The sequence below is a fragment of the Oleiagrimonas sp. C23AA genome, assembly GCF_011759385.1.
GTDB lineage: Bacteria > Pseudomonadota > Gammaproteobacteria > Xanthomonadales > Rhodanobacteraceae > Oleiagrimonas.
The window spans coordinates 1-25,639 of the sequence record NZ_JAARLY010000010.1 but is presented as its reverse complement, the minus strand read 5'-3'; the positions used below and the strand labels follow the sequence as shown (position 1 = coordinate 25,639).

26 protein-coding genes are annotated in these 25,639 nt (G+C 65.8%); 11 read left to right on the top strand and 15 right to left on the bottom strand.

The annotated features are described in order from the left end of the window. Positions 1–15: 15 nt before the first annotated feature. From HBF24_RS15170 to HBF24_RS15150, 5 genes are all read right to left on the bottom strand, one after another. The gene (locus tag HBF24_RS15170; RefSeq protein WP_167174719.1) at positions 16–702 is read right to left on the bottom strand and encodes a DUF4328 domain-containing protein; all 687 of its coding nucleotides are present in this window, start codon (positions 700–702) and stop codon (positions 16–18) included. Between the two features lie 86 nt (positions 703–788). Next, positions 789–1,859 (bottom strand): uroporphyrinogen decarboxylase, encoded by a 1,071-nt coding sequence (hemE, locus tag HBF24_RS15165; protein WP_167174716.1) that lies wholly within the window; start codon positions 1,857–1,859, stop codon positions 789–791. Beyond that, a complete protein-coding gene (locus HBF24_RS15160) occupies positions 1,852–2,109 on the bottom strand; it encodes a WGR domain-containing protein (RefSeq protein WP_167174713.1) in 258 nt (85 codons plus the stop codon). Before HBF24_RS15160 ends, hemE begins: the two co-directional genes overlap by 8 nt. A gap of 331 nt (positions 2,110–2,440) precedes the next feature. Further along, positions 2,441–3,511, bottom strand: coding sequence for a 3-dehydroquinate synthase (gene aroB, locus HBF24_RS15155; protein ID WP_167174710.1), 1,071 nt, complete (start codon positions 3,509–3,511; stop codon positions 2,441–2,443). Beyond that, on the bottom strand, positions 3,508–4,056 hold the full coding sequence (locus tag HBF24_RS15150) for a shikimate kinase (protein WP_167174707.1): 549 nt from the start codon (positions 4,054–4,056) through the stop codon (positions 3,508–3,510). Before HBF24_RS15150 ends, aroB begins: the two co-directional genes overlap by 4 nt. A gap of 35 nt (positions 4,057–4,091) precedes the next feature. Here HBF24_RS15150 and HBF24_RS15145 point away from each other — a divergent pair, with 35 nt between their 5' ends. Then, positions 4,092–4,940: an NAD-dependent epimerase/dehydratase family protein gene (locus HBF24_RS15145; RefSeq protein ID WP_167174704.1), complete on the top strand. Its 849-nt coding sequence runs from the start codon at positions 4,092–4,094 to the stop codon at positions 4,938–4,940. Here HBF24_RS15145 and HBF24_RS15140 read toward each other — a convergent pair. After that, positions 4,927–5,763, bottom strand: a complete 837-nt coding sequence (locus tag HBF24_RS15140) for a kinase (protein ID WP_240922614.1) — start codon at positions 5,761–5,763, stop codon at positions 4,927–4,929. The two genes, HBF24_RS15145 and HBF24_RS15140, sit on opposite strands and share 14 nt — an antisense overlap. Before the next feature lie 94 nt (positions 5,764–5,857). Between HBF24_RS15140 and pdxH the strand changes: the two genes are divergently transcribed. The 3 genes from pdxH to HBF24_RS15125 are packed head-to-tail and all read left to right on the top strand — an operon-like array spanning position 5,858 to position 7,681. After that, on the top strand, positions 5,858–6,445 hold the full coding sequence (gene pdxH, locus HBF24_RS15135) for a pyridoxamine 5'-phosphate oxidase (protein ID WP_167174700.1): 588 nt from the start codon (positions 5,858–5,860) through the stop codon (positions 6,443–6,445). Then, complete coding sequence (locus HBF24_RS15130; protein ID WP_167174697.1) at positions 6,442–6,882, top strand: secondary thiamine-phosphate synthase enzyme YjbQ; 441 nt, start codon at positions 6,442–6,444, stop codon at positions 6,880–6,882. Before pdxH ends, HBF24_RS15130 begins: the two co-directional genes overlap by 4 nt. Then, positions 6,875–7,681 carry an ABC transporter substrate-binding protein gene (locus tag HBF24_RS15125; RefSeq protein ID WP_167174694.1) on the top strand — a complete coding sequence of 269 codons (807 nt, stop codon included), beginning with the start codon at positions 6,875–6,877 and terminating at the stop codon, positions 7,679–7,681. Before HBF24_RS15130 ends, HBF24_RS15125 begins: the two co-directional genes overlap by 8 nt. Before the next feature lie 6 nt (positions 7,682–7,687). Here the strand turns inward: HBF24_RS15125 and HBF24_RS15120 are convergent, their stop codons facing one another. The 3 genes from HBF24_RS15120 to proC form a co-directional block, all read right to left on the bottom strand. Further along, complete coding sequence (locus HBF24_RS15120; RefSeq protein WP_167174691.1) at positions 7,688–8,140, bottom strand: DUF4426 domain-containing protein; 453 nt, start codon at positions 8,138–8,140, stop codon at positions 7,688–7,690. A 45-nt stretch (positions 8,141–8,185) separates the two neighbouring features. Continuing rightward, positions 8,186–8,764 carry a YggT family protein gene (locus HBF24_RS15115; RefSeq protein ID WP_167174688.1) on the bottom strand — a complete coding sequence of 193 codons (579 nt, stop codon included), beginning with the start codon at positions 8,762–8,764 and terminating at the stop codon, positions 8,186–8,188. A gap of 127 nt (positions 8,765–8,891) precedes the next feature. Then, a complete protein-coding gene (gene proC / locus HBF24_RS15110; protein WP_167174685.1) occupies positions 8,892–9,704 on the bottom strand; it encodes a pyrroline-5-carboxylate reductase in 813 nt (270 codons plus the stop codon). Between the two features lie 318 nt (positions 9,705–10,022). Between proC and HBF24_RS15105 the strand changes: the two genes are divergently transcribed. Beyond that, positions 10,023–11,060 carry a type IV pilus twitching motility protein PilT gene (locus HBF24_RS15105; RefSeq protein WP_167174682.1) on the top strand — a complete coding sequence of 346 codons (1,038 nt, stop codon included), beginning with the start codon at positions 10,023–10,025 and terminating at the stop codon, positions 11,058–11,060. Between the two features lie 60 nt (positions 11,061–11,120). After that, positions 11,121–12,272, top strand: coding sequence for a PilT/PilU family type 4a pilus ATPase (locus HBF24_RS15100; protein WP_167174679.1), 1,152 nt, complete (start codon positions 11,121–11,123; stop codon positions 12,270–12,272). A gap of 124 nt (positions 12,273–12,396) precedes the next feature. On the opposite strand, the gene HBF24_RS15095 is transcribed toward HBF24_RS15100, so the two are convergent. From HBF24_RS15095 to gshB, 6 genes are all read right to left on the bottom strand, one after another. After that, positions 12,397–14,118, bottom strand: a complete 1,722-nt coding sequence (locus HBF24_RS15095) for a hypothetical protein (protein ID WP_167174676.1) — start codon at positions 14,116–14,118, stop codon at positions 12,397–12,399. Positions 14,119–14,269: 151 nt separating this feature from the next. Then, positions 14,270–15,196 carry an aspartate carbamoyltransferase catalytic subunit gene (locus HBF24_RS15090; RefSeq protein ID WP_167174673.1) on the bottom strand — a complete coding sequence of 309 codons (927 nt, stop codon included), beginning with the start codon at positions 15,194–15,196 and terminating at the stop codon, positions 14,270–14,272. 32 nt (positions 15,197–15,228) lie between these two features. Then, complete coding sequence (gene ruvX / locus HBF24_RS15085) at positions 15,229–15,666, bottom strand: Holliday junction resolvase RuvX (protein ID WP_167174670.1); 438 nt, start codon at positions 15,664–15,666, stop codon at positions 15,229–15,231. Further along, the gene (locus HBF24_RS15080) at positions 15,663–16,235 is read right to left on the bottom strand and encodes a YqgE/AlgH family protein (protein ID WP_167174667.1); all 573 of its coding nucleotides are present in this window, start codon (positions 16,233–16,235) and stop codon (positions 15,663–15,665) included. Before HBF24_RS15080 ends, ruvX begins: the two co-directional genes overlap by 4 nt. A 36-nt stretch (positions 16,236–16,271) precedes the next feature. Beyond that, the gene (locus HBF24_RS15075; protein WP_343162778.1) at positions 16,272–17,201 is read right to left on the bottom strand and encodes a TonB family protein; all 930 of its coding nucleotides are present in this window, start codon (positions 17,199–17,201) and stop codon (positions 16,272–16,274) included. Continuing rightward, positions 17,198–18,145 carry a glutathione synthase gene (gene gshB, locus HBF24_RS15070; RefSeq protein ID WP_167174664.1) on the bottom strand — a complete coding sequence of 316 codons (948 nt, stop codon included), beginning with the start codon at positions 18,143–18,145 and terminating at the stop codon, positions 17,198–17,200. The genes HBF24_RS15075 and gshB overlap by 4 nt, the downstream gene beginning before the upstream one ends. A 384-nt stretch (positions 18,146–18,529) precedes the next feature. Between gshB and HBF24_RS15065 the strand changes: the two genes are divergently transcribed. The 5 genes from HBF24_RS15065 to HBF24_RS15045 form a co-directional block, all read left to right on the top strand. Continuing rightward, entirely contained in the window at positions 18,530–18,886 is a 357-nt protein-coding gene (locus HBF24_RS15065) for a response regulator (RefSeq protein WP_167175076.1), read from the top strand. A 41-nt stretch (positions 18,887–18,927) separates the two neighbouring features. Next, positions 18,928–19,299, top strand: coding sequence for a response regulator (locus tag HBF24_RS15060; RefSeq protein WP_167174661.1), 372 nt, complete (start codon positions 18,928–18,930; stop codon positions 19,297–19,299). A gap of 7 nt (positions 19,300–19,306) precedes the next feature. Next, positions 19,307–19,849, top strand: a complete 543-nt coding sequence (locus tag HBF24_RS15055) for a chemotaxis protein CheW (protein ID WP_167174658.1) — start codon at positions 19,307–19,309, stop codon at positions 19,847–19,849. 42 nt (positions 19,850–19,891) lie between these two features. After that, entirely contained in the window at positions 19,892–21,916 is a 2,025-nt protein-coding gene (locus HBF24_RS15050; protein WP_167174655.1) for a methyl-accepting chemotaxis protein, read from the top strand. Positions 21,917–22,063: 147 nt separating this feature from the next. Further along, positions 22,064–25,639 (top strand): Hpt domain-containing protein (locus tag HBF24_RS15045; RefSeq protein WP_206064377.1); only part of this gene is annotated, 3,576 nt, incomplete at its 3' end.

Here is a 25,639-nt window from a genome sequence, read left to right as displayed (position 1 = left end):
GCCAGGCCCAAGCGCTCAGGCAGGTTCGGCCAGCATCGCTGCGTTGGCGGCGGGTGCTTCGGCGGGTGTGCCCACCTGCGCCTCGTGCACGCGCAGCACCAGCCGGGCAAAGCTCAAGGCGGCGATGATGGCCAGCACGCGAGCCACTATTTCCATGCCGATGGCAATCAGCATCAGGTCCTTGTTGTCCTTGGCCAGTGCCTGCGAACCGCGCAGCAGGATGCCGTAGAAAAGGTAGGTGAGCCACCAGGTGGTGACCAGTCCGGGCGTGCCGTGCTCGACCCACTTGTCTCGCCAGCGACTGCCGCGGTCGATCTCGCTGACCACGCGGTACGGCATCACCAGGTTGGCCACGGGAATGAACCACCAACCCACGCACCAGCCCGGCGAGTAGTTGAGCCCCGCCACGTTGAGTGCGTCCAGGTTGGCACGGCTGCGGTGCAGCCAGAAGAAGCTGAGCAAGGCGGTAACAAGTAGGCCGGCAACAATCAGCACGGACAATTTCGGCGAAAGCCAGACGGCGCTGCGCACGGCCATGATCATGGCGCTGGAAAATGGTACATCGGCGCCGTGCGAGCGGATGTAGAACACCGCGAAAAACAGTGCGTCGGCCAGAATGTAGGCGCCGAACAGCAATACGCTGGTGTAACACAGCCAGGCAATCCAGCGGCTCAGTCCGGCCGTGGGCTTGATGGTTTGCATGTGTTGTCTCCCCCTTGGTGAGGGGAGATTAGCAACAAGTCAGGGCGCACGAGTAGGTGCGGGCGCGAAGCGCGCGCGGCCTGCGATCAGCGCTTTCTGATCCGCCTTCCGGCGTCGTGCACCGCATCGACCAGTGCCCTGACGTGATCCGGGTCCACGCCCGGCGTGACGCCGTGACCTAAGTTGAACACATGCCCCGGATGCGGGCCGAAGTCGGTGATGGCCGCGTGTACCTCGCGGGTGATGATCTCCGGCGAGGCGTACAACGTGGAGGGGTCCAGATTGCCCTGCAGCGCGACCTTGTCACCGACGCGGTGGCGCGCCTCGCTCAGGGCGATGGTCCAGTCCAGGCCCAGCGCGTCACAGCCGGTGCCGGCCAGCGCCTCCAGGTGGCCATTGGCGCCCTTGGAAAACAGCACCAGCGGCAACTCGGCGGTGGCGGAGTGCGCTTTCAGCGCATGCGTCACCTGCGCCAGATAGCGCAGCGAGAATTCGTGGAACATGCCCGGCGAGAGCAGACCGCCCCAGGTGTCGAATACCATCAGTGCCTGCGCACCGGCCTCGGCCTGGGCGATCAGATAAGTGGCCACCGATTGGGCCACGGTGTCGAGCAGGCGGTGCATCAGCGCCGGCGCGTTCCAGGCCATGGCCTTGACCTTGGCAAAGTCACGCGAGCCCGAGCCCTGCACCATGTAGCAGGCCAGCGTCCACGGACTGCCGGAGAAGCCGATCAGCGGCACGCGGCCGGCCAGCTCGCTGCGGATCAGGCGCACCGCGTCCATCACGTAGCGCAGCTCGTCGTCCATGTCCGGCACGCGGAGCTTGTCGACATCGGCAGCGCTGTCGATGGGACGCTCGAATTTCGGCCCTTCACCCTCGGCAAAATACAGCCCCAGGCCCATTGCATCGGGAATGGTCAGGATGTCCGAAAACAGGATGGCCGCGTCCAGGTCGAAACGCTGCAGCGGCTGCAGCGTGACCTCGCAGGCCAGTTCCGGCGCCTGTGCCAGCGCCATGAAGCTGCCGGCGCGGGCGCGCGTGGCGCGGTACTCGGGCAGGTAGCGCCCGGCCTGGCGCATGATCCATACCGGCGTGGTATCGGTTTCCTCGCGGCGCAGGGCGCGCAGGAAGCGGTCGTTGGCAAGCGTTTCAGCCATGGGTGGTTTCCGTGCCCTGGGCAAACATCACCTTGAAGCCGCGTTTGAGCTGGGTGTCGCGCGCGCGGACGAAGGCGGCCAGGGCTTCTTCGCGTTCAAGGAAAACGTCACGACGCAGCGTGCTGCGGCCGCCCTGCGCACCGCTTTCGCGGTACAGGGTCCAGCCGCCAAGCAGGTCCTGCTCCAGTGCCAGCTGCACGAAGCGCGGCGTCTGGCCGGGTTCCGGATGGGTCTGCATGTAGATGCGCATGGGCGTGAAGTGTAACGGCTACGGGCTTAATGCCCGACAGGCGCCGCATTGTACAGAGCCGGAAGGGGACAGCGGGGAGCGAGAGCGCAAGTGAGGAGTGAGGAGTGAGAAGTGAGAAGTGAGAAGTGAGAAGTGAGAAGTGAGAAGTGAGAAGTGAGAAGTGCGGCGCTTGGTTGGTGCCGCAGGCGCTTAAGGCGCTCGATGCGGTGTTCGGTGCCAAGACGCTCGACGACCAGGGCGTCATGTTTGAACCCACCACGATGCCCACGCCGGCGACAGCGCATGGGCCCCGATCTCACTTCTCACCCCTCCACTCTCACTTTTTCGCTCTTCAACCCAGCACCGCGCGCACGTCGGCAGGATCGATGGCATCGACGATCTCGGCCCGACCGATACCGCGCCAAAGGATGAAGCGCAGCGTGCCGCCGTGGTTTTTCTTGTCCAGCTTCATGTGGCCCAGCAGGGCATCGGCGGCAAGGCCCGCGGGCGGCGCGGTGGGCAGGCCAAGGGTGTCGAGCAAGGTCTGCAAGCGCTCGGCATCGGCGGCGCCGGCCAGCCCCAGTCGCTGTGACAGGCGCGCGGCCTGGCCCATGCCGATGGCCACCGCTTCGCCGTGCAGCAGGGTGCCGTAGCCGCATTCGGCTTCCAGCGCGTGGCCGAAGGTATGGCCGAAATTGAGCAATGCGCGTTCGCCGCGCTCGGTTTCATCGCGCGCCACCACGCCGGCCTTGAAGGCGCAGCTGTGTGCAATCACCTCGGCCAGTGCCGCCTCGTCACGCGCGGCCAGCGGCTGCGCCAGCGCTTCCAGGCGTGCGAAGTACTCGGCATCGCCCAGCGCGCTGTGCTTGACGATTTCGGCCAACCCGGCGCGGTATTCGCGGTCGGGCAGGGTGGCCAGGGTGCCGGTGTCGGCAATCACCGCCTTGGGCTGGTGAAAGGCGCCGACCAGGTTCTTGCCCGCCGGCAGATTGACCGCGGTCTTGCCGCCCACCGAGGAATCGACCATCGCCAGCAGCGTGGTCGGCATCTGCACAAAATCGATGCCGCGCATCCAGCAGGCGGCGGCGAAACCGGCCAGGTCGCCGATGACGCCGCCACCCAGTGCCAGGATGGTGGCGTCGCGACTGGCGCCCATCGCTGCCAGCGCGTCGAAAATGCGTTCGGCCTGGGCCAGGCTCTTGTAGGCCTCGCCATCGGGCAGGGCGATCGATTGATGTTCGAACCCCTCAAGCCCCGCCTGCACGCGAGCCAGATACAACGGCGCCACGGTGGTGTTGCTGACTACCAGCACGTGCCGGCCGGCGATGGCGCGGCGCCAGATGGCGGCATCGTCGAGCGCGCCATTGCCGATGTGGATGGGGTAACTGCGGGCCCCAAGGGCCACGTTGAGCGTTTGCGTCATGCCGATTGCCGGGAGTCTTGGCGTTGCCAGTGCGTGTCGATAAGGGAGATGGCGCGGCGCGAGGCGGCCGCTACCGGTTCGTGGCGGCCGGGCACAGCCAGGTCGGCCAGTGATTGATAAAGCGGCTCGCGTTCGCGCGCCATGGTTTCGAAGCGGGTGTGTCGATCATCGCCGGCCAGCAAGGGGCGGCTGGCATCGTGCTGCAGGCGCTCGACCTGCTGGGCGATGCTGGCCTGAAGCCACACCACATAGCCGTGCGCGCGGAGGATGGTTCGATTGGCGTCGGCCAGCACGGCGCCGGCGCCGGTGGCCAGCACCACCCCCTGGGCATGGGCGCATGCGGCCAGCGTCTCGCTTTCGCGGTGGCGAAAACCGGCCTCGCCTTCAATATCGAAAATGGTGGGAATGTCCACGCCGGTACGCGCCTCGATCTCGTGATCCAGGTCGAGAAAGGGCAGGCCATAATGGGCGGCCAGGCGACGGCCGATCGAGGTCTTGCCGGCGCCCGTCGGCCCGATAACGAACAGGTTGGGCGAGGGGTTCATGTCATCATGCTAACAGTGGGTCAAAGGCACTTTATATGACGAAACGTGTGCTGATAGCCGGTTGTGGCGATGTCGGCCTGCGCGTGGCGCAGCGTTTGATGGCGCGCGGCGAGCGCGTACTGGGGCTGCGCCGGCATGTGCCGCAGGCCGCCGGAGTGCCGATGCTGGCCGCCGATCTCAGCGACGTGGACAGTCTTCGCGCGCTGCCGGATGACATCGACCAGGTGGTCTATCTGCCCACGCCAGGCGCGCGTGAGCCGGCGGCGTATCGGGCCGTGTTTGTCGATGGCTTAGGTCACCTGCTGGACGCGCTTTCCGCGCAGAGGGTCAGGCGCTGGGTGTGGGTATCCTCCAGTGCGGTCTACGGCGATCACGCCGGCGGCTGGGTGGATGAAACCACGCCGACAGCGCCGCCTGGCTTCAACGGCCAGGTGTTGCTGGAGGGCGAGCGGCTGCTGGCCGAACGATTGGGTCAGCGCGCCGTGGTGCTGCGCCTGGCCGGACTGTACGGCCCGGGCAGAGCCGGTTTGATAGAGCGCATCGCGCAGGGTCGCGCAAAAGCGGTGCGTGAACCGGCGCACTGGGCCAACCGCATGCACGTGGATGATGCGGCGGCCGCCATCGTGCATCTGCTGGATCTGGCCGATCCGCACGCCTTGTATCTGGGCGTGGACGACACCCCATTGCCGATCGACGTGCTCTATGCCCGCATCGCCCAATGCCTGGGGGTAGCGGTGCCGGCCGAAGGTCCGGCACCGGCGGGCGTGGGCAGCAAGCGGCTGAGCAATGCACGTCTGCGCGCCAGCGGGTTCGTGCCGCGCTGGCCGGATGCGCGCGAAGGTTACGCCGCACAGATCAAGGCGATGCGCGCTACAGCCGGCTGAGCGTGACCACCGGCGCGCGGCCGGCATCCAGCCAGACTATGAGGTCGGCCAGCGCCGGTAATCTGGCCAATGCCTGGCGGCTGATGCGCTCGTAGTGGGCGATGAAACGCGCCAGCGCTTCGGTGTCCATGGCGTGCTTGGCACCGGCCTCGCGCGCAGCCTGTTCGGCCTCGTCGCGCCAGTGGCGAACCACCGACCAGTTCGGCGCCTGCAGCACGGCCAGCGCATCAAAGCGCTGCCACAGCGCCTGGTAATCGATCAGGCGCAGGTTGACCCGATGCCGCCACAGGCCGTCGGCGTCTTCCTCCGCTTCCAGGGTGTTGATCGGCGCGTCCAGTTCGGCCTCGGTTTGCGCCGGCACGCCCAGGCACCAGCCTTCGACGATCAGCAGCCTGGGCGGCTGCGACTGGTGACGCCAGCGCGAACGCGGCAGCCGGGTGTCGCGGCCCTTGTCAAAGCGCGGCACGATCAGCGGCTGCGCGGGGCTGATGGCGTTGATGCCGTCGATGGCCGCGATCAGCGCATCGAGATCGTGGGTGCCGGGCACGCCGCGGGTGATCATCAGCGGATGCATCTTGCGCGCCAGTGTGCGCCGGTCGCCGCGACCCAGATAGTAGTCGTCCAGCGACAGAACCAGTGTTGGCAGGTCTCTCGCTTGCGCGGCCTCGGCCAGGGCCTGGGCCAGGGTGCTTTTGCCGCTGCCCTGCAAGCCGGAAAGACCCAGCACGAAGGTGCCCTCCGATGCCTGAATGGACGGCTGAAGGCGGGTCAGCAGATGCGCGGCCAGGGCCGCGGCGGGCGTGCTAGCATTCGTCTCACTCATCACGGTGTCGCGTTCCGTCGATGGCCCTCAAGCATAACGGGCGCGCGCCGAATCACCACCTCCGGCCCGCGCGGGCCGTTTTTCAGGCCGATCCATGCTGAGTCCAGAGATCCTCGACACCTTCCGCAGCCTGCTGGACGAGGCCAAGTCCTCGCCCGATCCCGAACCCACGGCCATGACGCTGTCCACGGCCAATGCCGATGGTCGCGTGTTCTCGCGTGTGGTGTTGCTCAAGGCCGTTGACGAGAGCGGTCTGCGCTTTTACACCAACTACGAAAGCGCCAAGGCCGAGCAGATGGCCGAGCATGCGCAGGTGGCGCTGTGCTTTCACTGGAAGCACCTTCGTGAAGGCGTGCAGGTGCGTATCGAAGGCCGTGTGAGCAAGGTCACCGAGGCCGACTCGGATGCCTACTTCGCCAGCCGTCCGCGTGGCAGCCAGATCGGCGCCTGGGCCTCCAAGCAATCGCAGACATTGCCCGATCGGGACACCTTCGAGGAGCGCGTGGCGCATTACGAGGCCGAGTTCGAGGGCCAGGACGTGCCGCGACCGCCGCACTGGGGCGGCTACCGCGTGGAGCCGGATGTCATCGAGTTCTGGTACGGCGCACGCTATCGCCTGCACGAGCGCCAGGTGTATCGCCGCGACGGCCAGACCTGGAGCAAGAGGATGCTGTACCCATGAGCGATCAGGTTCACGTGTTTCAAAAACGGTTTGCCGTCTCCACGCGAGGCCGCGGTCCGCAGGAGATCACCGACTACGTGGCCGACATCGTCGCCGAGTCGGGCGTGCGCACCGGCACCGTGCAGGTATTCACCCATCACACCAGCTGCGGCCTGCTGATCGGCGAAAATGCCGACCCCAGCGTATGCCGCGATCTGGACCGTTTCTTCGGCAAGGTGGCGCCCGATGGCGACCCGATGTTCGAGCACGATGCCGAGGGCGACGATGACATGCCGGCGCACGTGCGCTCGGTGCTGACCGGGGTCAGCCTGGGCATCCCGGTAAGCGACGGACGCGCGGCGCTGGGTACCTGGCAGGGCATTTTCGTGTGGGAGCACCGCACCGTGCCGCACGAGCGCAGGGTCACAGTCACAGTGACGGGTCTTCGCGGTGGTTGAGGGCTATCCCGAGCGCATCGTCTGCCTGACCGAGGAGCCGACGGAGGTGCTGTATGCCCTGGGGCAGCAGCATCGCATCGTCGGCATTTCCGGCTTCACCGTGCGCCCGCCACAGGCGCGCAAGGAAAAGCCCAAGGTCTCGGCCTTCACCAGCGCCAAGGTGGACAAGATCCTGGCGCTGGAGCCGGATCTGGCAATCGGTTTCTCCGACATCCAGGCCGATATCGCGCAGGCGCTGATCAAGGCCGGGGTGGAAGTGTGGATTGCCAACCACCGCAGTGTGGCCGGCATCCTGGGCTACATCCGAAGGCTGGGGGCGATGGTCGGCCAGGCCGAGGCGGCCGAGGCGCTGGCAGCGCGCGCCCAAGCCCATCTCGATGACATTACCGCGGCGGCCGCGTGTCTGCCGCGCCGACCCAGGGTCTATTTCGAAGAATGGGACGAACCGGCCATCACCGGCATCCGCTGGGTCGCCGAGCTGCTGCGCATCGCTGGCGGCGATGACATTTTCCCGGAGCTGGCCGAGAAATCGCTGGCCCGCGATCGCATCCTGGCCGATCACCAGCAGGCGGCGGCACGCGCGCCGGATATCGTCATCGGTTCGTGGTGCGGCAAGAAATTCCAGCCCGGGCATGTGGCCGCGCGGGACGGTTGGCACAGCGTGCCGGCGGTACGCGATGGCGAGCTGCATGAGGTGAAGTCGCCGATCATCCTGCAGCCGGGACCGGCCGCGTTGTTCGACGGCATCGACGCGCTGCACGGCATCATTCGCGGCTGGGCGCAGCGCCACGCCGCCTGAAGAGCGCTACGGCGATCCGTTTCCGGTGATGTAGTCGTGATTGAACTGCACATGCGTGGTGACGCCGGCCGGATCGGTCACCGCCAGTGAAAAGCGCAGCGTATCGGTGCCCGGCACCTTGAAGGTGCCCAGGTAGCTGATGCCGTTGTCGTCCTTCACGGTGCGAAAGCGGATCGGCACGTCGGTGCCGGTCAGTGTTACCGCGTGGCCTTCCACCGATGCCGGTACGGTGGGCGCATCCGGCCCTTCGCCGCGCGTGACGATGACATTGACCAGTCCCTGGCTGGCGCTGCGCGGAAGGTGCAGCGCGCGTACCGCCGTGGCTGGCAGCGCGGTTGCCGACAACGCGTTGTAACGCAGGGTGTAGTCACCGGCATGCACCTGTCCGGGTGCGGCCGTCTGGGCAAGGGCCGGCGCGCTGCATAGCGCGACGGCCAACAGGGCGAGACGAGCGTACATGACCACAAGCCCCCTTGGCGGTAGTAGGGCGAAGCCTACGCCCGATCAGCCACCCAGGGCCAGTCGGGTGCCCAGGTCGATCAGCGGCTGGATCAGCAGGATGCGCGCCAACGCCAGCAACAGCATCACCACCGCCGGCGAGAAATCCAGCCCACCCAGACTGGGCATGCGCCGACGCACCGGGCGTACCGCCGGTTCCACCATGCAGGTGAGCAGGCGCGCCACCGGGTGGACTGGCGAGGTGCCGAGCATGCTCATCAGCGCCCAGGCAAACACCAGCACCAGGTACACCAGTGCAATGAAGTCGGCCAGCTCGGCCACGCCCAGCAGCAACAGGCCGCCGATGGCCGGCGCCGCGCCCATCAGGGCGAAATTGAGCGCAATTTCCAGCATCTGCAACACCCAGGCCACCAGCAGCGCGGCCAGGTTGACGCGGCGCCAGTTGGGTATGGCGCGACGTACCGGCGCCAGCACCGGGTTGGTGGTGCGATACAGGAACTGGCTGAGCGGATTGTGGAAATCCGCGCGGCAGGCCTCGGCCAGCAGGCGGAACACAAACAGGCCGATCAGCGCGCTGAAGATGAAACCGACCAGCAGCTGGCCGGCATTGGCTAGGTAACTCATGGGCCCTCACGGGTCAGGTGCATGCTCTGGGCCGCAAGTATGCCCGAACGCGGGTGCCTGTCCGAAGCACCCGGCGCACCGGCGCCGGAACCCGAAAGCGCCGGCACCGGTGGGTATCACGGAAAGTTCAGTCGTTTTCGTCGGCCAGCTCGCCACCGCGCTTGCGCGCCGCGGCCACGGCGCGAGCCACGATCCGGCGCAGGTTGTCATTGGCGAAGCTGTCCAGCGCGGCCTGCGTGGTGCCGTTGGGCGAGGTCACGCGGCGGCGCAGTTCGTCCGGCGCCTCGCCGCTCTCGACCATCATGCGGCCGGCGCCCAGGCAGGTTTGCGAGGCCAGCCGGCGCGCTACGTCGCGGCCCAGGCCTTCGGCCACGCCGGCTTCTTCCAGCGCCTCGACCATCAGGAAGAAGTAGGCCGGCGCCGAGCCGGCGATGCCGGTGACCACGTCGATGAGCTTTTCCTCCTCGACCCAGGCCACTTCGCCGGCGGCCGAGAGAATGTGCTCGGCCTGCGCGCGCTGCGGGGCGCTGACGCGGGCATTGGCATACAGCCCGCTGGCGCCGGCGCCGATCAGGGCCGGCGTGTTGGGCATGCAGCGCACCACCGTGGCCTTGCCACCAAGCCAACGCTCGATCTGGTCGGTGCGGATGCCGGCGGCAATGGAGATGACCATCGGGCGGCTGGTCTGCAAGGTCTCGGCCAGTTCCTGGCATACCTTGGGCAGAATCTGCGGCTTGACCGCCAGCACCACGGTTTCGGCACCAGCCACCGCTTCGGCGTTGTCGGCGAAGGTCTTCACGCCGAACTCGCGGGCCAGCGACTCGCGCGCCTCGGCGTTGGGCTCGGCCACGGCAATGGCGCTGCCGCCGGCACTTTTGGCCATGCCGCCGATCAGACTGCGTGCCATGTTGCCGCCGCCGATGAATGCAATGCTGGTCATATCCGCTCGCTCTCCTTATCTGTTTCAGGGTGTCGGCACACGGCGGGCCGCGTGCGTGGGCACTAAAGAAAGACGATGGGGCCGATCGCCCCGCGCCTCAAGCGCTGGCGTTACCTGGCGCTCAGCCTGCACCATGCGGACGTCGCGGCTTTGGCGTGGTTATACTGACGGTTAATGTGACGACACGGGCCGTTCGCGTCTGACAACTTGTCGCGGACAGCTCCAGGTCGAGCGCCTCACATGTGTGCGGTAGCCAGGGCGCTCTGCAAAGGTGAGGATGCGGAAGCCGGCTTTTTTCTTCCCAGGGGAACGCCTTACATGGATATCGCCGAACTGTTGGCCTTTTCGGTCAAGAACAAGGCATCGGATTTGCACCTGTCGGCCGGTCTGCCGCCGATGATTCGTGTCGACGGCGACGTGCGACGCATCAACATTCCTGCGTTTGACCACAAGCAGGTGCACGCGCTGATCTATGACATCATGTCGGACAAACAGCGCCGCGACTACGAGGAGTTCCTCGAGGTCGATTTCTCGTTCGAGATTCCCGGCCTGGCGCGTTTTCGCGTCAACGCTTTCAACCAGCAGCGTGGCGCGGCGGCGGTGTTCCGTACCATTCCGTCCGAAGTGCTGACGCTGGAAGACCTGGGTTCACCGCGCATCTTCCGCGAGCTGATCGAGCAGCCGCAGGGCCTGATCCTGGTCACCGGCCCCACTGGCTCGGGCAAGTCGACCACGCTGGCGGCGATGGTCGACCACATCAACAAGAACGAATACGGTCACATCCTCACCATTGAGGACCCGATCGAATTTGTGCATACCTCGCAAAAGTGCCTGATCAACCAGCGCGAGGTGCACCGCGACACGCACGGCTTCAACGAGGCGCTGCGCTCGGCGCTGCGCGAGGACCCGGACTACGTGCTGGTCGGCGAGTTGCGTGACCTGGAGACCATCCGCCTGGCGCTGACCGCGGCCGAAACCGGCCATCTGGTATTCGGCACCCTGCATACCAGCTCGGCGGCCAAGACCATCGACCGCATCATCGACGTGTTCCCGGCCGGAGAAAAGCCGATGGTGCGCTCGATGCTGTCCGAGAGTCTGCGCGCGGTGATCGCGCAGTCGCTTCTGAAGAAGGTGGGTGGTGGCCGCATGGCCGCGCACGAGATCATGGTCGGCATCCCGGCGATCCGAAACCTGATCCGCGAGGACAAGGTGGCGCAGATGTACTCGGCCATTCAGACCGGCCAGCAGCACGGGATGCAGACGCTGGATCAGTGCCTGCAGGATCTGGTCAAGCGCGGTCTGATCACGCGCCAGCAGGCCATGTCCTACGCCAAGAACAAGGAAACCTTCCGCTAAGGGTGCCTGCCGTGATGCCCTTGCCGATGTTCACACCACGCACTGACGAGATACGCCGCCATGGCTGATGTCGATTTCACCTCATTCCTGAAGCTGATGGTGCACAAGAAGGCATCGGACCTTTTCATCACCGCCGGCATGCCACCGTCGATGAAGGTGAACGGGCGCATCATGCCGATCACCCAGCAGCCACTGAGCGCACAGCAGTCGCGCGACATGGTGCTGAACGTGATGACACCGACCCAGCGCGAAGAGTTCGAGAAAACCCACGAGTGCCAATTCGCCATTTCGGCGCACGGCGTGGGGCGGTTTCGTGTCTCGTGCTTCTACCAGCGCAACTGCGTGGGTATGGTGCTGCGTCGCATCGAGACGCAGATTCCCACCATCGAGGATCTGAACCTGCCGTCGGTGATCCAGCAGCTGGCCATGACCAAGCGCGGCATCATCATCTTCGTCGGCGCCACCGGCACGGGCAAGTCCACCTCGCTGGCGGCGATGATTGGCTATCGCAACCAGAACTCGACCGGCCACATCATCACCATCGAAGACCCGATCGAGTATGTGCACCGCCACGCCGGCTGCATCATCACCCAGCGCGAGCTGGGCATCGACACCGACTCCTGGGACAACGCGCTGAAGAACACGCTGCGCCAGGCGCCGGACGTGATCATGATCGGCGAGGTGCGCACACGCGAGACCATGGAGCATGCCATCAACTTTTCCGAGACCGGTCATCTGTGCCTGTGCACGCTGCACGCCAACAACGCCAACCAGGCGATCGATCGCATCATCCACTTCTTCCCGGAAGATCGCCGCTCGCAGTTGTTCATGGACCTGTCGCTGAACCTCAAGGGCATCATTGCGCAGCAGCTGATCCCGACGCCCGACGGCAAGGCACGGCGCGTGGCCATGGAGGTGTTGCTGGGCACGCCGCTGGTGCAGGACTACATCCGCCAGGGCGAGATCCACAAGATCAAGCAGGTGATGAAGGAGTCGACCAATCTGGGCATGCGCACCTTCGACCAGAGCCTGGTCGAGCTTTACCACGCCGGCGAGATTTCCTACGAGGATGCGCTGCGCCACGCCGACAGCGCCAACGAGGTGCGCCTGAACATCAAGCTGGCCCAGGGCGGCGATGCGCACAGCCTGTCGCAGGGGCTGGAAGGCGTGGATCTGGTCGACAACGGCGAGGAACGTCGCAACCATTTCTAAGCGTCGGCGCGCGGCGCCTGGCCGGAGCAGGCGTCGCTCCTGCGTTGATCTTCGCGCCACAAGAAAAGCCCCGCCGGGACTTAACCGGGCGGGGCTTTTTGTGGGCGATGGCGCGGTGCTGCGCTTACTGCTTCCAGCGCGTGCTGGAGGTCAGCACCAGACCCTCGTTCTCCATGCGCACGTTGAGCGACACCGATTCGATCTTGTCGAACTGCTGTTTCATCGCCTTGGCCTGCTGATCCAGGCGCATCGCCGCGGCCGGATCCTTGGCTGCCAGCTGCTGGCTGGCACGCTGCATGAAGGTGGTTATCCACTTGCCGTACATCGGACCGGACACATACATGCGCGCCAGCGCTCCGTGCTTGCCGCCCGAGCCCTGCATCAGCGAGCCGAGCTTGGCGTCTTCGCCGTCACCGGCAGCCACGCCCAGCGCCTTGTTGTTCATGGCGACCCAGGCCTTGCCACCGGCCAGTGCCGCCAGCTGCGCCGGCAGCGCCACCGGCTTGCCGTCCTTGCCCACGTCGAGCTTGGCCAGCGCCGGTACCATGGCCTGACCGATGGCCAGCAGGCCGGCGGGGTTCTTCGAGGCCACCAGCAATGCGCCCGAGGCGGTCGGCTTGCCCTGCGCCGGCACCGCCACCTGATCCAGGGTCAGATGGAAGCCCAGTACGTCGCCCAACGGCGGAATGCCCAACTTGCCGACCTGGGCGCCGAGCTTGGCGAAGCTGTCATTGAGCTTGTTCAGGGCCGGACAGGTGAACGGCTTGGCTGTGACTGCTTTGGCCTGGGCACTCCAGAAGTCGCGAACCTGCATCATGGGCATGGCCACACTCAGGTCGAATGGCGCGACGTGGCCGCTGTCGCCCAGCCCCGGCACATTCACCGCAAGATCGGCGAACGGCTGGGTGATGTCCTTGGCCAGCCTGATGTCCACACGCTGGTCGATGCGGCCAGGGACCAGCTTGGTATAGCCCAGGCTGATGCGCGGCACGCGCGAGGCGACGCGATTGATGTCGTCGCGACAGGCCACGGGCATGGGCGGTAGCGCCTGTGCCGGCTTGTGTTGCGATGCGCGTACGAAGTCGTAGAAGGCCTGCGCCATCGGGTCCTTGCCGCCGGTGATCAGCGGGGCCAGCCGGGTCAGGTCCAGATAGCCGGTGGCGTAGGGCGAGTAATCCTTCGATTCGGCCAGCTTCTCCAGCGTATCCTCGTCCTGCACGCTGTGGGCGGGGCGCTTGGCGCCGAGCACCTGTTCGATCAGCGCCGGCTTGGCGTCGGCCGGTACCAGCGCCAGTACCGCCTGATCATGCTCGATGGCGCTTAGAAGCTGTAGCGGCGACTGTCCCAGCGCGGCGCTGCGATAGTGCAGGGAGCCGGCGCTCCTGTCCTGCAGTGGACTGCCCGCGGCGGTGGCCAGGCGCTGCACGAAGGCTTCGAAACGCTTGGCATCAGTCACCTGCGTGCGTAGCACCGGCATCAGGCCGACGCCGTAAAACGCGCCCAGGCCGTGTATGTCGGTGCCAATGTCCTTGGCAATCTGCTGGTAGCTGGTCTTGCCGTCGAACTCCTTGATCAGGGCGTCGATGAAGTTGGCCAGGCCATCCTCGTGCTTGGCATGCAGGTCGGCGGCGGCCTGTCGCAGTTGCAGCAATTGCGCTGGCAGCTGGCTATTAGCCTGCGCCAGCAGCGCCTTGCTGGCGTCGTCGTCGAGCGGCTTCAGGTTGGCGGCGACAAACGCGGTGTCGGCCGGCACGTAGGCCAGCGGTGCGTTCTCGTCCTTGTGATGACAGGCGGCCAGCAAAAGCAGGCCACTGGCCAGAAGTGCGGCACGGATCGGGCTACGCATGGCGTCTCTCCCCTTTTTAGAACATGCGATTAAATAAACGTCCCCGCGGCCATTATGCCCAAGCGGCGCACAAAACATAGCGTCCGGTGCATGTTTGCGCGTGCCGGCCGGCACGCGGTGCCCATTGCTTCACGGCCGCCGCCGCCGGGTATCAGCGCCCCATGACCTCAGCGAGCACCGCCATGCGCACGAATACACCGTTGCCGACCTGCTCCAGAATGCGTGACTGCGGACCATCGGCTACGTCCGGTGAAATTTCGATGCCACGGTTGATTGGCCCCGGATGCATCACCAGGCAGCCCTTCGCGGCACGCTTCAGGCGCTCGCTGTCCAGGCCGAACTGGCGGAAATAGGCCTGTTCGTCCGGCAGCAGGGTGGCGGCCATGCGCTCTTTCTGCAGGCGCAGCATGATGATCGCGTGCGCACCTTCCACGGCCTCGTCGAACGATTCCACAAAACGGCACTCGGGAAAGTCCGACGGCGCCGGCATCAGCGTCTGTGGCCCGCACAGGCGCAACTCGCCCACGCCGAGGTTGGTCAGCGCATCGATATCCGAGCGCGCCACCCGCGAGTGCAGGATGTCGCCGCAGATGGTCACGTTGAGCTTGGAAAAATCCGGGTGGTGATGACGGATGGTCAGCGCATCGAGCAAACCCTGCGTGGGATGGGCGTGGTTGCCGTCGCCGGCGTTGACCACCGCCACCCCGCTCATGGCGTGACGGGTCATGAATTCGGGGGTGCCCGCTTCCTTGTGCCGCACCACCAGGGCATCCAGGTGCATGGCCTCGAGCGTGTGCAGGGTGTCGAGCAGGGTTTCGCCCTTGTTGGTGGACGAGGAGGCGATATCGAAATTGACCACATCGGCGCCCAGCCGGCGCGCAGCCAGTTCAAACGAGGTGCGCGTGCGCGTGGAAGGCTCGAAGAACAGGTTCAGCACGGTGCGGCCGGCCAGCGTGTCCAGACGGCGCGTGCCGTGGGCGCTGGCGTCGCGCATGGCATCGGCGCGGTCGAGCAGGCGGTGCATGGTGGCACGGTCCAGTCCGTGCAGCGAGATCAGGTGGCGCAGGCGGTGTGTCATCGATCGACCTCGGGCAAATCAGGCGAAAGGGTTCAGGACAGGGGGGTGGGTGGCAGGCCGCTGAGCCAGGTCTCGACGATCACTGCGGCGGCCTCGGCGTCGACCTTGGCGCCATCGCGCCGGCGCTTGAGGCCGGCCTTGCGCTGGCGCGCGAAACGCTGCGCGGCCTCCTGCGAGGAATGGCGCTCGTCGGCGAAGTCCGGGTTGATGCCATAGCGCGTGCGCAGCTCGGCACCGAAGCGGCGGGCCGTGCGCGTCATCGGCTGGCGTGAGCCATCAAGCGCCAGCGGCAGGCCGACCACCAGCGCCTGCGGCTGCCAGTCGCGCATCAGGCGATCCAGCGCTTCCCAGTCGGGCACCTTGTCGCGCATCGGCACCACGGTCAGGGCGCGTGCGTCGCCAGTGATGCGGTTGCCAATGGCCACGCCAATCAGGCGCGTGCCTACGTCGAAACCCAGCACGCAGCTCATGCGTGCCCGGCGTAGCCGGTCAGGTGTGAAGGATCGATGCCGACCAGGCGCGTGGCGGCACTCCAGCGATCTTCCAGCGGCGTGTCGAACACGATGTGCTCGTCGGCCGGGGTGGTCAGCCAGGCGTTTTCCTTCAGCTCGTTTTCCAGCTGCCCGGCGCCCCAGCCGGCATAGCCCAGCGCGACCACGGCACGCTCGGGGCCCTCGCCGGCAGCCATCGCCGACAGAATGTCGCGCGAGGTAGTGACCGCCCACCGCTCGCTGATCTGATAGCTGGAGTCGAAATGATGCCGGCTCTGGTGCAGCACGAAGCCGCGCTCGGGCTGCACCGGGCCGCCCAGCAGCACCGGCGCATCGGTGATGGCCTCGTCATCGCAAGACAGCTTCATCTGCGCCAGCACATCGCCCAGGCGGAACTCCGACAGCCGGTTCACGACCAGACCGATGGCACCCTCGTCGTTGTGCTGGCACACGAAGGTGACGCCCCGGGCAAAATCCGGGTCGTCCATGGCGGGCATGGCGATGAGGAACTGGCCGGCGAGGCTGATCGGGCTATTCATGGCCGCCATTGTACGCGTTGTGACCGGTAAATCGGCGTGCCGCGTTCAGTGAGTGACCAGGGTGCCGCCGCGTTTGAACTGGTAGGTTCGGGTGATGTAGAGCTCGTCGACCCTTTCCGAGGTCTTGGGGATCGGCGGAAAGGGGGCGGCCAGCTTGACGATGCGTACCGCGGCCTGGTCCAGCACGGCGCGACCGGAGCTCTCGATCACGTCTACGCTCTTGATGGTGCCGTCGCGGTGCAGGCCCACGGTAAGGATCAGATCGCCGCCCGCGGCGCCGGTGCGCGCGGCGTCGGGGAAGTTGAGTGTGCCCACACGTTCGACCCGCTTGGTCCAGGCGCGCATGTAGGTGGCGTAGGCGTAGGCCTTGGTGTTGGCCGAGATGAATTTCTTGCGCGGGCGCTTGGCCATGGCCTGGGTTTCGGCGCGCACCTCCGCACTCAGGCGGGCCATCTGCATGCGCCGACGGATATCGCGGTCAGCCTGGGGCAGGTCCAGATCCGGGTGTTCAGGGCTGGCCGGTGTGCTGGGTACGGCGAAGTCGGCGGCGCTGGTGGTGGTGACCAGGCGCGGATCGCTGGCCTGGCTGGGCTTGCGCGTGGACGGGTCCATCGGCTGAGGCGCCAGCCCATGCGTGGGCAGTGGTAGCGGGCTTGAGACCTGCTGCGAGGGGCGGTGCGCCTGCCTGGCCGTGCCGCCGCCGCGGTTGCTCGCCTGCGCCAGGTAGTCGGCCTTGTCCGGTTTCTGGCTGTTGGCGGTGTTGACCAGGGTGACATCCAGTGTCGGCAGCGCCACTTTGGGCTTGGCGATGGTGAACCCCAGGCCGAGAATCAGCACACCGTGCACGATCAGCGAAAACACGAAGGCCGCACTCATGGTGTCGGCACTGCCGGGCGCTGCGCCCGTGGCCGGCACGGCCTCGTCGCCAATCGACTCGGTTTGATCCGGTTCGGCCTGGACTACCTGGGGGCTCACGCGTGCTGTTTCTCGATGGCGTCGAACATCAATCCGGCAATATTAAGCCCGAATTGCGCATCCAGTTCACGTATACAGGTCGGCGATGTGACGTTGATCTCGGTAAGGTAGTCGCCGATCACATCCAGACCCACGAAGAGCAGGCCGCGCCGCTTCAGCTCCGGCGCCACCTGCGCCACGATCCAGCGGTCGCGCTCGGACAACGGCACGCCCTCGCCACGGCCGCCGGCAGCGAGGTTGCCACGGAATTCGTCACCCTGGGGAATGCGCGCCAGCGCGTACGGCACCGGTTCGCCGTCCACCACCAATATACGCTTGTCGCCGGCGCTGATCTGCGCGATGAACTTTTGCGCCACGGCGAAGCGCTCGCCGTCGATCAGCAGCGTTTCCAGCATCGAGTTGAGGTTGGGATCGCCGCGGCGGGTACGGAAAATGCCGCGTCCGCCCATGCCGTCCAGCGGCTTGAGCACCACCTCGTCATGTTCGGCGACAAACGCACGAAGTTCCTCGCGGTCACGCGACACCAGTGTCGGCGCGCAACACTGCGGAAAGGCCAGCGCGAACAGCTTCTCGTTGCAGTCGCGCAGGGCCTGCGGCTTGTTGACCACGTGCGTGCCTTCGCGCTCGGCCTGTTCCAACACCATGGTGTCGTAGATGAACTGGGCATCCACCGGTGGATCCTTGCGCGCCAGCACCACGTCGACCTCGGCCAGCGGCCGCCACTGGGCCTGGCCCAAGGCATACCAGTCGTTGGCGTCTTCCTTGACGCTCAGCGGCGTCAGCCGGGCCATGGCACGGCCGTCGCGCAGGGCCAGATCGCCTTGACGCATGTAGTAGATCGCGTGCCCGCGCCGCTGCGCTTCCAGCAGCATGGCGAAGGTGGAATCCTTGGCGATCTTGATGGCCGAAATCGGGTCCATCAGCACAGCGACCGAAAGCGTCATGGGGTTCTCCTGCAAGGCCCGCGTGCCAAAAAGCGGGAATTGCGCACAGTGGGTGGGAAAGGGCTGATTTATGCTGGGGGCTTGTTCGGCGCGATCCAAGTCATGACCGTGCAGACACAGCGAAAGGCGATAGTCGCCGACATGCCAGCGCGTGTTCAACTTGACAGTTTCAGCGGGCAGGCGCTAAACAACCGGGGCAATACGCAGATTTCACGGAACGTGTGTCTTGCGCCGTACAGGGGATGTGGCATGCAGATGATTGCTGCAGTGGGCGTGAAGCCGTTCCAACCAGAACAACTCAAACCTGTGCCCGGACGCGGGACACCAGGGGGGCGGTAAGTGAACGACACGGGTAAGCAGGCCAGCCTGACCGGTCTTCGGGTGATGGTCATCGACGACTCGAAGACCATTCGTCGCACGGCGGAGACGCTGCTCAAAAAAGAAGGCTGTGACGTGCTCACCGCCGTAGACGGATTCGAGGCGTTGTCCAAGATTTCCGACCTGAAGCCGCACATCATCTTCGTCGACATCATGATGCCGCGCCTGGACGGGTATCAGACCTGCGCGCTGATCAAGAACAACCAGCAATTCCGCGCCACGCCGGTGATCATGCTCAGCTCCAAGGACGGCCTGTTCGACAAGGCGCGTGGGCGCATCGTCGGCGCCGAGCAATATCTGACCAAACCCTTCACGCGCGACGAGCTGCTCGATGCCATTCGTCGCCATGCAGAGGTGGCCTGACGGCCGGATTGCCAGACACCTATCAAGGGGAAAGGGAAACAATGGCCCACATTCTCATCATTGATGATTCGCCCACGGACGTGCGCGTGTTCACCACGTTGCTGGAGAAATCCGGCTACCAGATTTCCACCGCCGGCAACGGCGAGGACGGGGTCGAGCTGGTCAAGAAGCTCAAGCCGGATCTGGTCATCATGGACGTCATCATGCCCGGCATGAACGGCTTTCAGGCCACGCGCACGCTCAGCCGCGATCCGGAAACGGCCAAGGTGCCGGTGCTGATCATCACCACCAAGTCGATGGAGACCGATCGCGTCTGGGGGCTGCGTCAGGGTGCGCGTGATTTCATCACCAAGCCGGTCAGCGAAAAGGACCTGCTGACGCGCATCCAGAAACTTCTGGCCGAAGTGGCTTGAGGCGGCCATGAGCACGGCTAACGCAACGCCTTTCGAGCTGCTGGCCGACTACGAGCGCCGCAGCCTGGCCCATAGCGCCGGTCAGCCCGAACAGATCGAGACGCCGGGTCTGTGGCGAGGTATCGGCTTTCGCGTGGGTCATCGCGTGCTGGCCAGTGCCATCGACGAGGTCAGTGAGCTGCTGACGCCGCCGTCGCTGACGCCGGTGCCCGGCACGCAGGACTGGCTGCTGGGCATTGCCAATATTCGCGGCAACCTGGTGCCGGTGGTCGACCTTGGCTGGTTCCTGTTTGATCAGCGCACGCTACCGGGCGACCGCAGCCGTGTGCTGCTGGTGCGCCAGCAGGGTGGACATGTGGGATTGCTGGTCGACGAGGTACTGGGCCAGCGCAACGTGGTGGAAGAGCAACGCGCCAACGCGCAATCAGAGGACGATGCGCGCCTGTCGCGGTTCGTCCTGGAAAACGTCACCACCAGTGACGAGACCCTGGGCCTGTTCAGCATGAGCCGACTGGCCCGGGCACCGGACTTTCTGCAAGCGGCGGCCTGAACGGCCGCGCATATCGACGACTCGACGGGGCGAGGGAAGCGTATGAGCACGACAACAGGGGGCGAGAGCAGGGAGGGCGGTTACACCGTCCTGATCATCCTGCTGCTGCTGGCTATCGGCATTGCCGCGGCCGACTTCTTCATGCTCAATCAGAAGAACGGCGAAGACCGGCAGGCCGTGGCACTGACCACCCAGGTGCAGGTGCTCTCGCAGCAAACGGCGAAGTACGCACTGGAGGCATCCAGCGGCAACATCGATTCGTTCAAGGAACTGGAAACCACCCGCAACACCATCGACTCGGCAGTCAAGCGACTGCGCAGTGGCGACGCCAAGGCCGGCATGCCGGCCTACGCCAAGAATTCGCTCACCGCCCGTTCCGTGGCGGCGCTGGGCAACGCCTGGTCGCAGCTCGACGGCGACATCCGCAAGATCCTGTCCAACCAGAGCTTGGTACTGCAGTCGACCCAGCAGGCCAGCACCTTCTCGCACAAGATGCCGGCGCTGAACTCGCAGATGGATCAGGTGGCCTCGATCCTGCAGCAGCACGGTACGCCCGAGCAGACCTACACCGCCTCGCGCCAGATGGTGCTGGCCGACCGCATGATTCGCCGCGTGCAGGAAATTCTGCAGGGTGGCGAGGACGCACAGGCCGCCGCCGATGGTCTGGCCCGCGACGCGCAGCTGTACGGCAGCGTGCTGGAAGGGTTGCTCAAGGGCAACAGCGACGTCGGCGTGCGCGCCCTGAAGGATGCCAACGCGCGCAAGATTCTGGGCAACATGCAAGACAGCTGGAACCAGCTGACCGGCCCGGTCGCCAAGCTGGTATCGGCCTCGCCTGGCCTGCAGGAGATCAAGGATGCCGGCAACCAGGCCTCGCTTGATTCGCAGACGGTGTTGCTGCGCGCCAATGACGTGGCCGAGCAGATCGGCAAGCTGCCGACGCAGCGCCTGTTCCCTAATGTGTGGTGGGGTCTGATCGCCGCAGTCGGCGCATTTGCCTTCGCCTTGCTGCTGGTGATCACCCTGGTGCGTGACCAGCGCCGTCGCCTGGAAGATACCGCCGACCTCAACCGTCGCAACCAGGAGGCGATCATGCGCCTGCTGGACGAGATGGGCGCGCTGGCCGAAGGCGACCTGACGGTGAAAACCACGGTGACCGAGGACATCACCGGCGCCATCGCCGACTCCATGAACTACGCCGTGGACGAGCTGCGCCGCCTGGTGGCCACCATCAACGAGACCGCCGTGCAGGTCTCGGCGGCCGCGCAGGAAACCCAGGCCACAGCCATGCATCTGGCCGAGGCGGCCGAGCATCAGGCGCAGCAGATCACATCAGCGTCAGCGGCCATTTCCGACATGGCCAGCTCCATCGACCAGGTCTCGAAGAACTCGGCCGACTCGGCCGACGTGGCCCAGCGCTCGGTGCAGATTGCCTCGCGCGGTGCCGAAGTGGTGCGCGAAACCATTCAGGGCATGGACTCGATCCGCGATCAGATCCAGGAGACCTCCAAGCGCATCAAGCGCCTGGGTGAATCCTCGCAGGAAATCGGCTCGATCGTGGAGCTGATCAACGACATTGCCGAGCAGACCAACGTGCTGGCTCTGAACGCGGCCATCCAGGCGGCCTCGGCCGGCGAGGCCGGTCGCGGCTTCGCGGTGGTGGCCGATGAGGTGCAGCGTCTGGCCGAGCGTGCCTCCAACGCCACCAAACGTATCGAGACCCTGGTGCAGACCATTCAGTCCGATACCAACGAAGCGGTCAGCTCCATGGAGCAGACCACCGCTGAGGTGGTGGCCGGTGCGCGGCTGGCCGAGGATGCCGGTACCGCGCTGGGGGACATCGAGCGCGTGTCCAACGACCTGGCCGAATTGATTGGCAACATCTCGGCCGAGGCGCGTCAGCAGTCGGCCGCGGCCACCAACATCACCACCACCATGAATGCGATTCAGGAGATCACCTCGCAGACCTCCATGGGTGCCAGCCAGACCGCCGAGTCGATCGGCAATCTGGCCCAGTTGGCCAACGACTTGCGGCGCTCGGTCGCCGACTTCAAGCTGCCCGAATAAGCGGCAGCCACGTCAATCGGAGTCATTCTTGAAGCAGTCCATCTCCATCGACATCGTCCCGCTTCGCAGCTGCGCTCATGGCGCGCCGCGACGGGCAGCCGTGCAGGTGCCGCTTCGGGGCTTGTGTAAGGGGGCGCTCGCAGTCGCATGAGACTCGAAGACGATATCGATTTCACCACGCTCAACTGGGTCAAGCCGGAGCTGGACGAAGCCCTGGGCCGTGCCCGCGAGGCGCTGGAGCGTTATGTGGCCGATCCCGGCGATGCCGGCGCCATGCGTGAATGCGCGGCACAGCTGCACGTGGTGCAGGGCACGCTGCGCATGGTCGAGCTGTACGGCGCGGCCATGGTGATCAAGGACATGGAGCAGCTGGCCGAGGCTCTTCTCGAGGGCAGCGTGCGCCAGCGCGAGGATGCCTACAGCACGATGATGCGCGGCCTGGTGCAGCTGCCCGATTATCTGGAGCGACTGCAGGGTGGCCATCGTGATCTGCCGGTGGTGCTGTTGCCGCTGCTGAACGATCTGCGCGCCTGTCGTGGTGTCGAGGCATTGCATGAATCGGCCATGTTCACGCCGAATCTGCAGGCGCTGCTGCCGGCTTCGGTGGGGCGTGCCGACCCACCCCTTCCGCGCGAACAACAGGTGGCGCAGGTCAAGACGTTGCGCATGCGTTTCCAGTCGCCGTTGCTGGCCTGGTTCCGTGGTCAGGGCGGTGCGCCAGCGTTGCGTGCCATGCGGGATGTGCTGGACGGCATCACCGCTTGCTGCAGCTCGCTGGCGGCGCGGCGCCTGTGGTGGGTCACCGCCAGCGTGATCGATGGTCTGGAGCGTGGTGTGCTCGACGCCCACGGCGCCGAGGTCAAACAGCTGATCGGCCGTGTCGACCGCTACATACGAGCGCTGATCGAACAGGGTGAAGTGGCGCTGGCCGATGACGATGCCGATGAGCTGGTTCGGCGTTTGCTTTATTACGCCGCCCAGGCCAAGCCGGGCAGCGAGCGTCTGCAGCAGTTGGGTCAGACCTATGGTCTGTCCACGCTACTGGCTGACGAGGAAGAGCTCGACCATGCCCGCGGTGCCATGGCCGGCCACAACCGCGCCTTGCTCGATACCGTCTCGCAGGCCATCAAGGAAGACCTGCTGAAGGTCAAGGATGGACTGGATCTGTTCCTGCGCCGGCGCGACGCCAGCCCCGACGAGCTGTCCGGGCAGTTGGAGGTGCTCGATCGCGTCGGCGATACCCTGGGCATGCTGGGTCTGGCCATGCCGCGGCGCGTGGTTGGCGAGCAACACCGTGTGGTCGAGTCGATCATCAACGGCTCGCAGCCGGCGGACGAGAACACGCTGCTGGACGTAGCCGGTGCACTGCTCTACGTCGAGGCCTCGCTGGATGACCACATCGAACGCCTGGGTGCCGAAGGCGAGGATGTCGCCATCGAGGTGGAGGAGCCGGCGCCCGGCAAGCTGCCACGCAGTGAAGCGCGTCAGGTGCTGGCCGCGCTGATGCGCGAGGCCGTGAACAACCTGATGAAGGTGAAGGAGGCCGTGGTCGCCTTCATCGAATCGCCGTGGGAGCACGCCCAGCTCAATGCCGTGCCGCAGCTGCTGGAAGAAATCGGCGGCGCTCTGCGCATGCTCGACGAGCAGCGTCCGGCCGATCTGGTCGAGGGCATCGGCCGCTTCATCGAGCAGGAATTGGCGATGGAGCAGCGCATTCCCACCGCCGAACAGATGGACAAGCTGGCCGATGCGCTGGCTTCCATCGAATATTACCTGGAGGCAGCGCGCGAGCACCGCAGCGGCCTGGCGCACATTCTCGATGTCACCGAGCAGAGTCTGGCCGCGCTGGGTTACTGGCCGGTGCCGCCGCGCCGCGAGCCGGTGCCGCAGGCGCCGGTGGCGTCGATCGATTCGGACTTGAACGAGGCGCCCACGCCGGAGCTGACCGAAAGTGTCAGCGTGGCCGATGGCGATTCGCTGGACGCGCTGGTGGTTGGCGACGGCGCCACGACCGAGGCGGACAGCCACGATGTCGACGGCCTGCGACTGGCCGATACCGAGGCCACCTTGCCGCCTGATGGCGAGGACTGGGTTCAGATCGAGGAAACCGTCGAGGAAGAACTTCCGCTGGCCGACCCGATGGCCCGCGAGGCCGGTTTCCAGGCCGGCAGCGACGAGATCGACGACGACATCCGCGAGGTCTTCCTGGAAGAGGTCCAGGAAGAAATCGACAACCTCGCGCTTACCCGCGAGGCCTGGCTGGCAAAGCCTGACGACAAGGACCGGCTCACGCCGATCCGTCGTGCCTTCCACACGCTCAAGGGCTCAGGCCGTCTGGTCGGCGCACGCGTGCTGGGCGAGTTCGCCTGGAAGATCGAAAACATGCTCAACCGCGTGCTCGATGACAGCATCGAGCCGCACGCCGGCGTGCAGGATACGGTCAAGGCCGCTGTCGATGCGCTGCCCGAGCTGCTCAAGGCGCTTCATGATGCCGATCACGTGCCACGCGCGCCGTTGTCGGCCATTGCCGAAACCGCCGACCGCCTGGCCGAGGGTGATGAAGCGGCCAGGGTGAGCGATCTGGCCGAGACGCGTACCGAGCGAGTTTCGCGCACCATCATCCGCCGCGTCCCGCGCGAGGAAGCCGAGGCCGCTGCCGCCGGTGTTCCCGATGACGCGCTGAGTACGCTACCTGAAGTGTCGGAGCCGATGGGCGACGCGGGTGGAGTGGCGCCAGCCGATAACGATGTCATCGATATCCGCGCGCTGCCGCCGATGGATGAGGTGCTGTTGGATATCCTGCGCAGCGAGATCAGCCAGCACCTGGGCACTGTACGTCGCCACCTGGCCGATGCCGATGAGCAGGGCATGATCATCGATGAACCGGTCCTGCGCGCCGTGCATACCTTGAATGGTGCCATCGCCATGGTCGAGGTGCCGGTGCTGGGGCAGGTGCTGGCGCCGCTGGAAAGCTACCTGAAGCGTCTGCGCGCCATCAATGAGCCGACGCCGGAAGCAGGGATGCAGGCGGTGGCTGACGCCGCTGACCTGATCGAGCAGGTCGCCGCACAGTTGGATGCCGACGATCCGCAGGTGCCCGATTCCACGCCGCTGGCCACGCGCCTGACCGAATTGCGTGATGCGCTGCCCGAGCCCAATGTGTCCCATGTGCTCTACGAGGAGCTGCCGGGTGAAGTTCCAGTCGCCGATGAGCCGGAGCTGGATGACGAAGGCATACCCGTGCCCCCGGACACGGGCGGCGATGAAGCGTATGCCGCCGAGGGTGAGCCGGCCGATGCCTTAACCGACATGCAAGCGCAGGGTCAGGATATCGACTCGGCGTCGGCACCGGTCGCCGATAATACCGATACCGATGTTGAGCCGGACGATGCCGGTGACGAGGTTGATCTGAGCGCGGCTTTTGCGGCGGCCTTCGAGGACGAGTCCGGGCATCGCGCCCCGGAATCGGAAGACGGCACGCCGGCGGACGCCGCGCCGCAGATCGAGCTGTCCGAACTGATCGGTGCTGGTGCGCTGGACGATACCGATCTCGAGCGTTCGCTCGAGGACGAGGCGCGCGCCTCGTCCGAGCCGGAAGCCGAGCCGGAAGCCGAGCCGGAAGCCGAGCCGGAAGCCGAGCCGGAAGCCGAGCCGGAAGCCGAGCCGGAAGCCGAGACCGAAGCCGAGACCGAAGCCGAGACCGAAGCCGAGACCGAAGCCGAG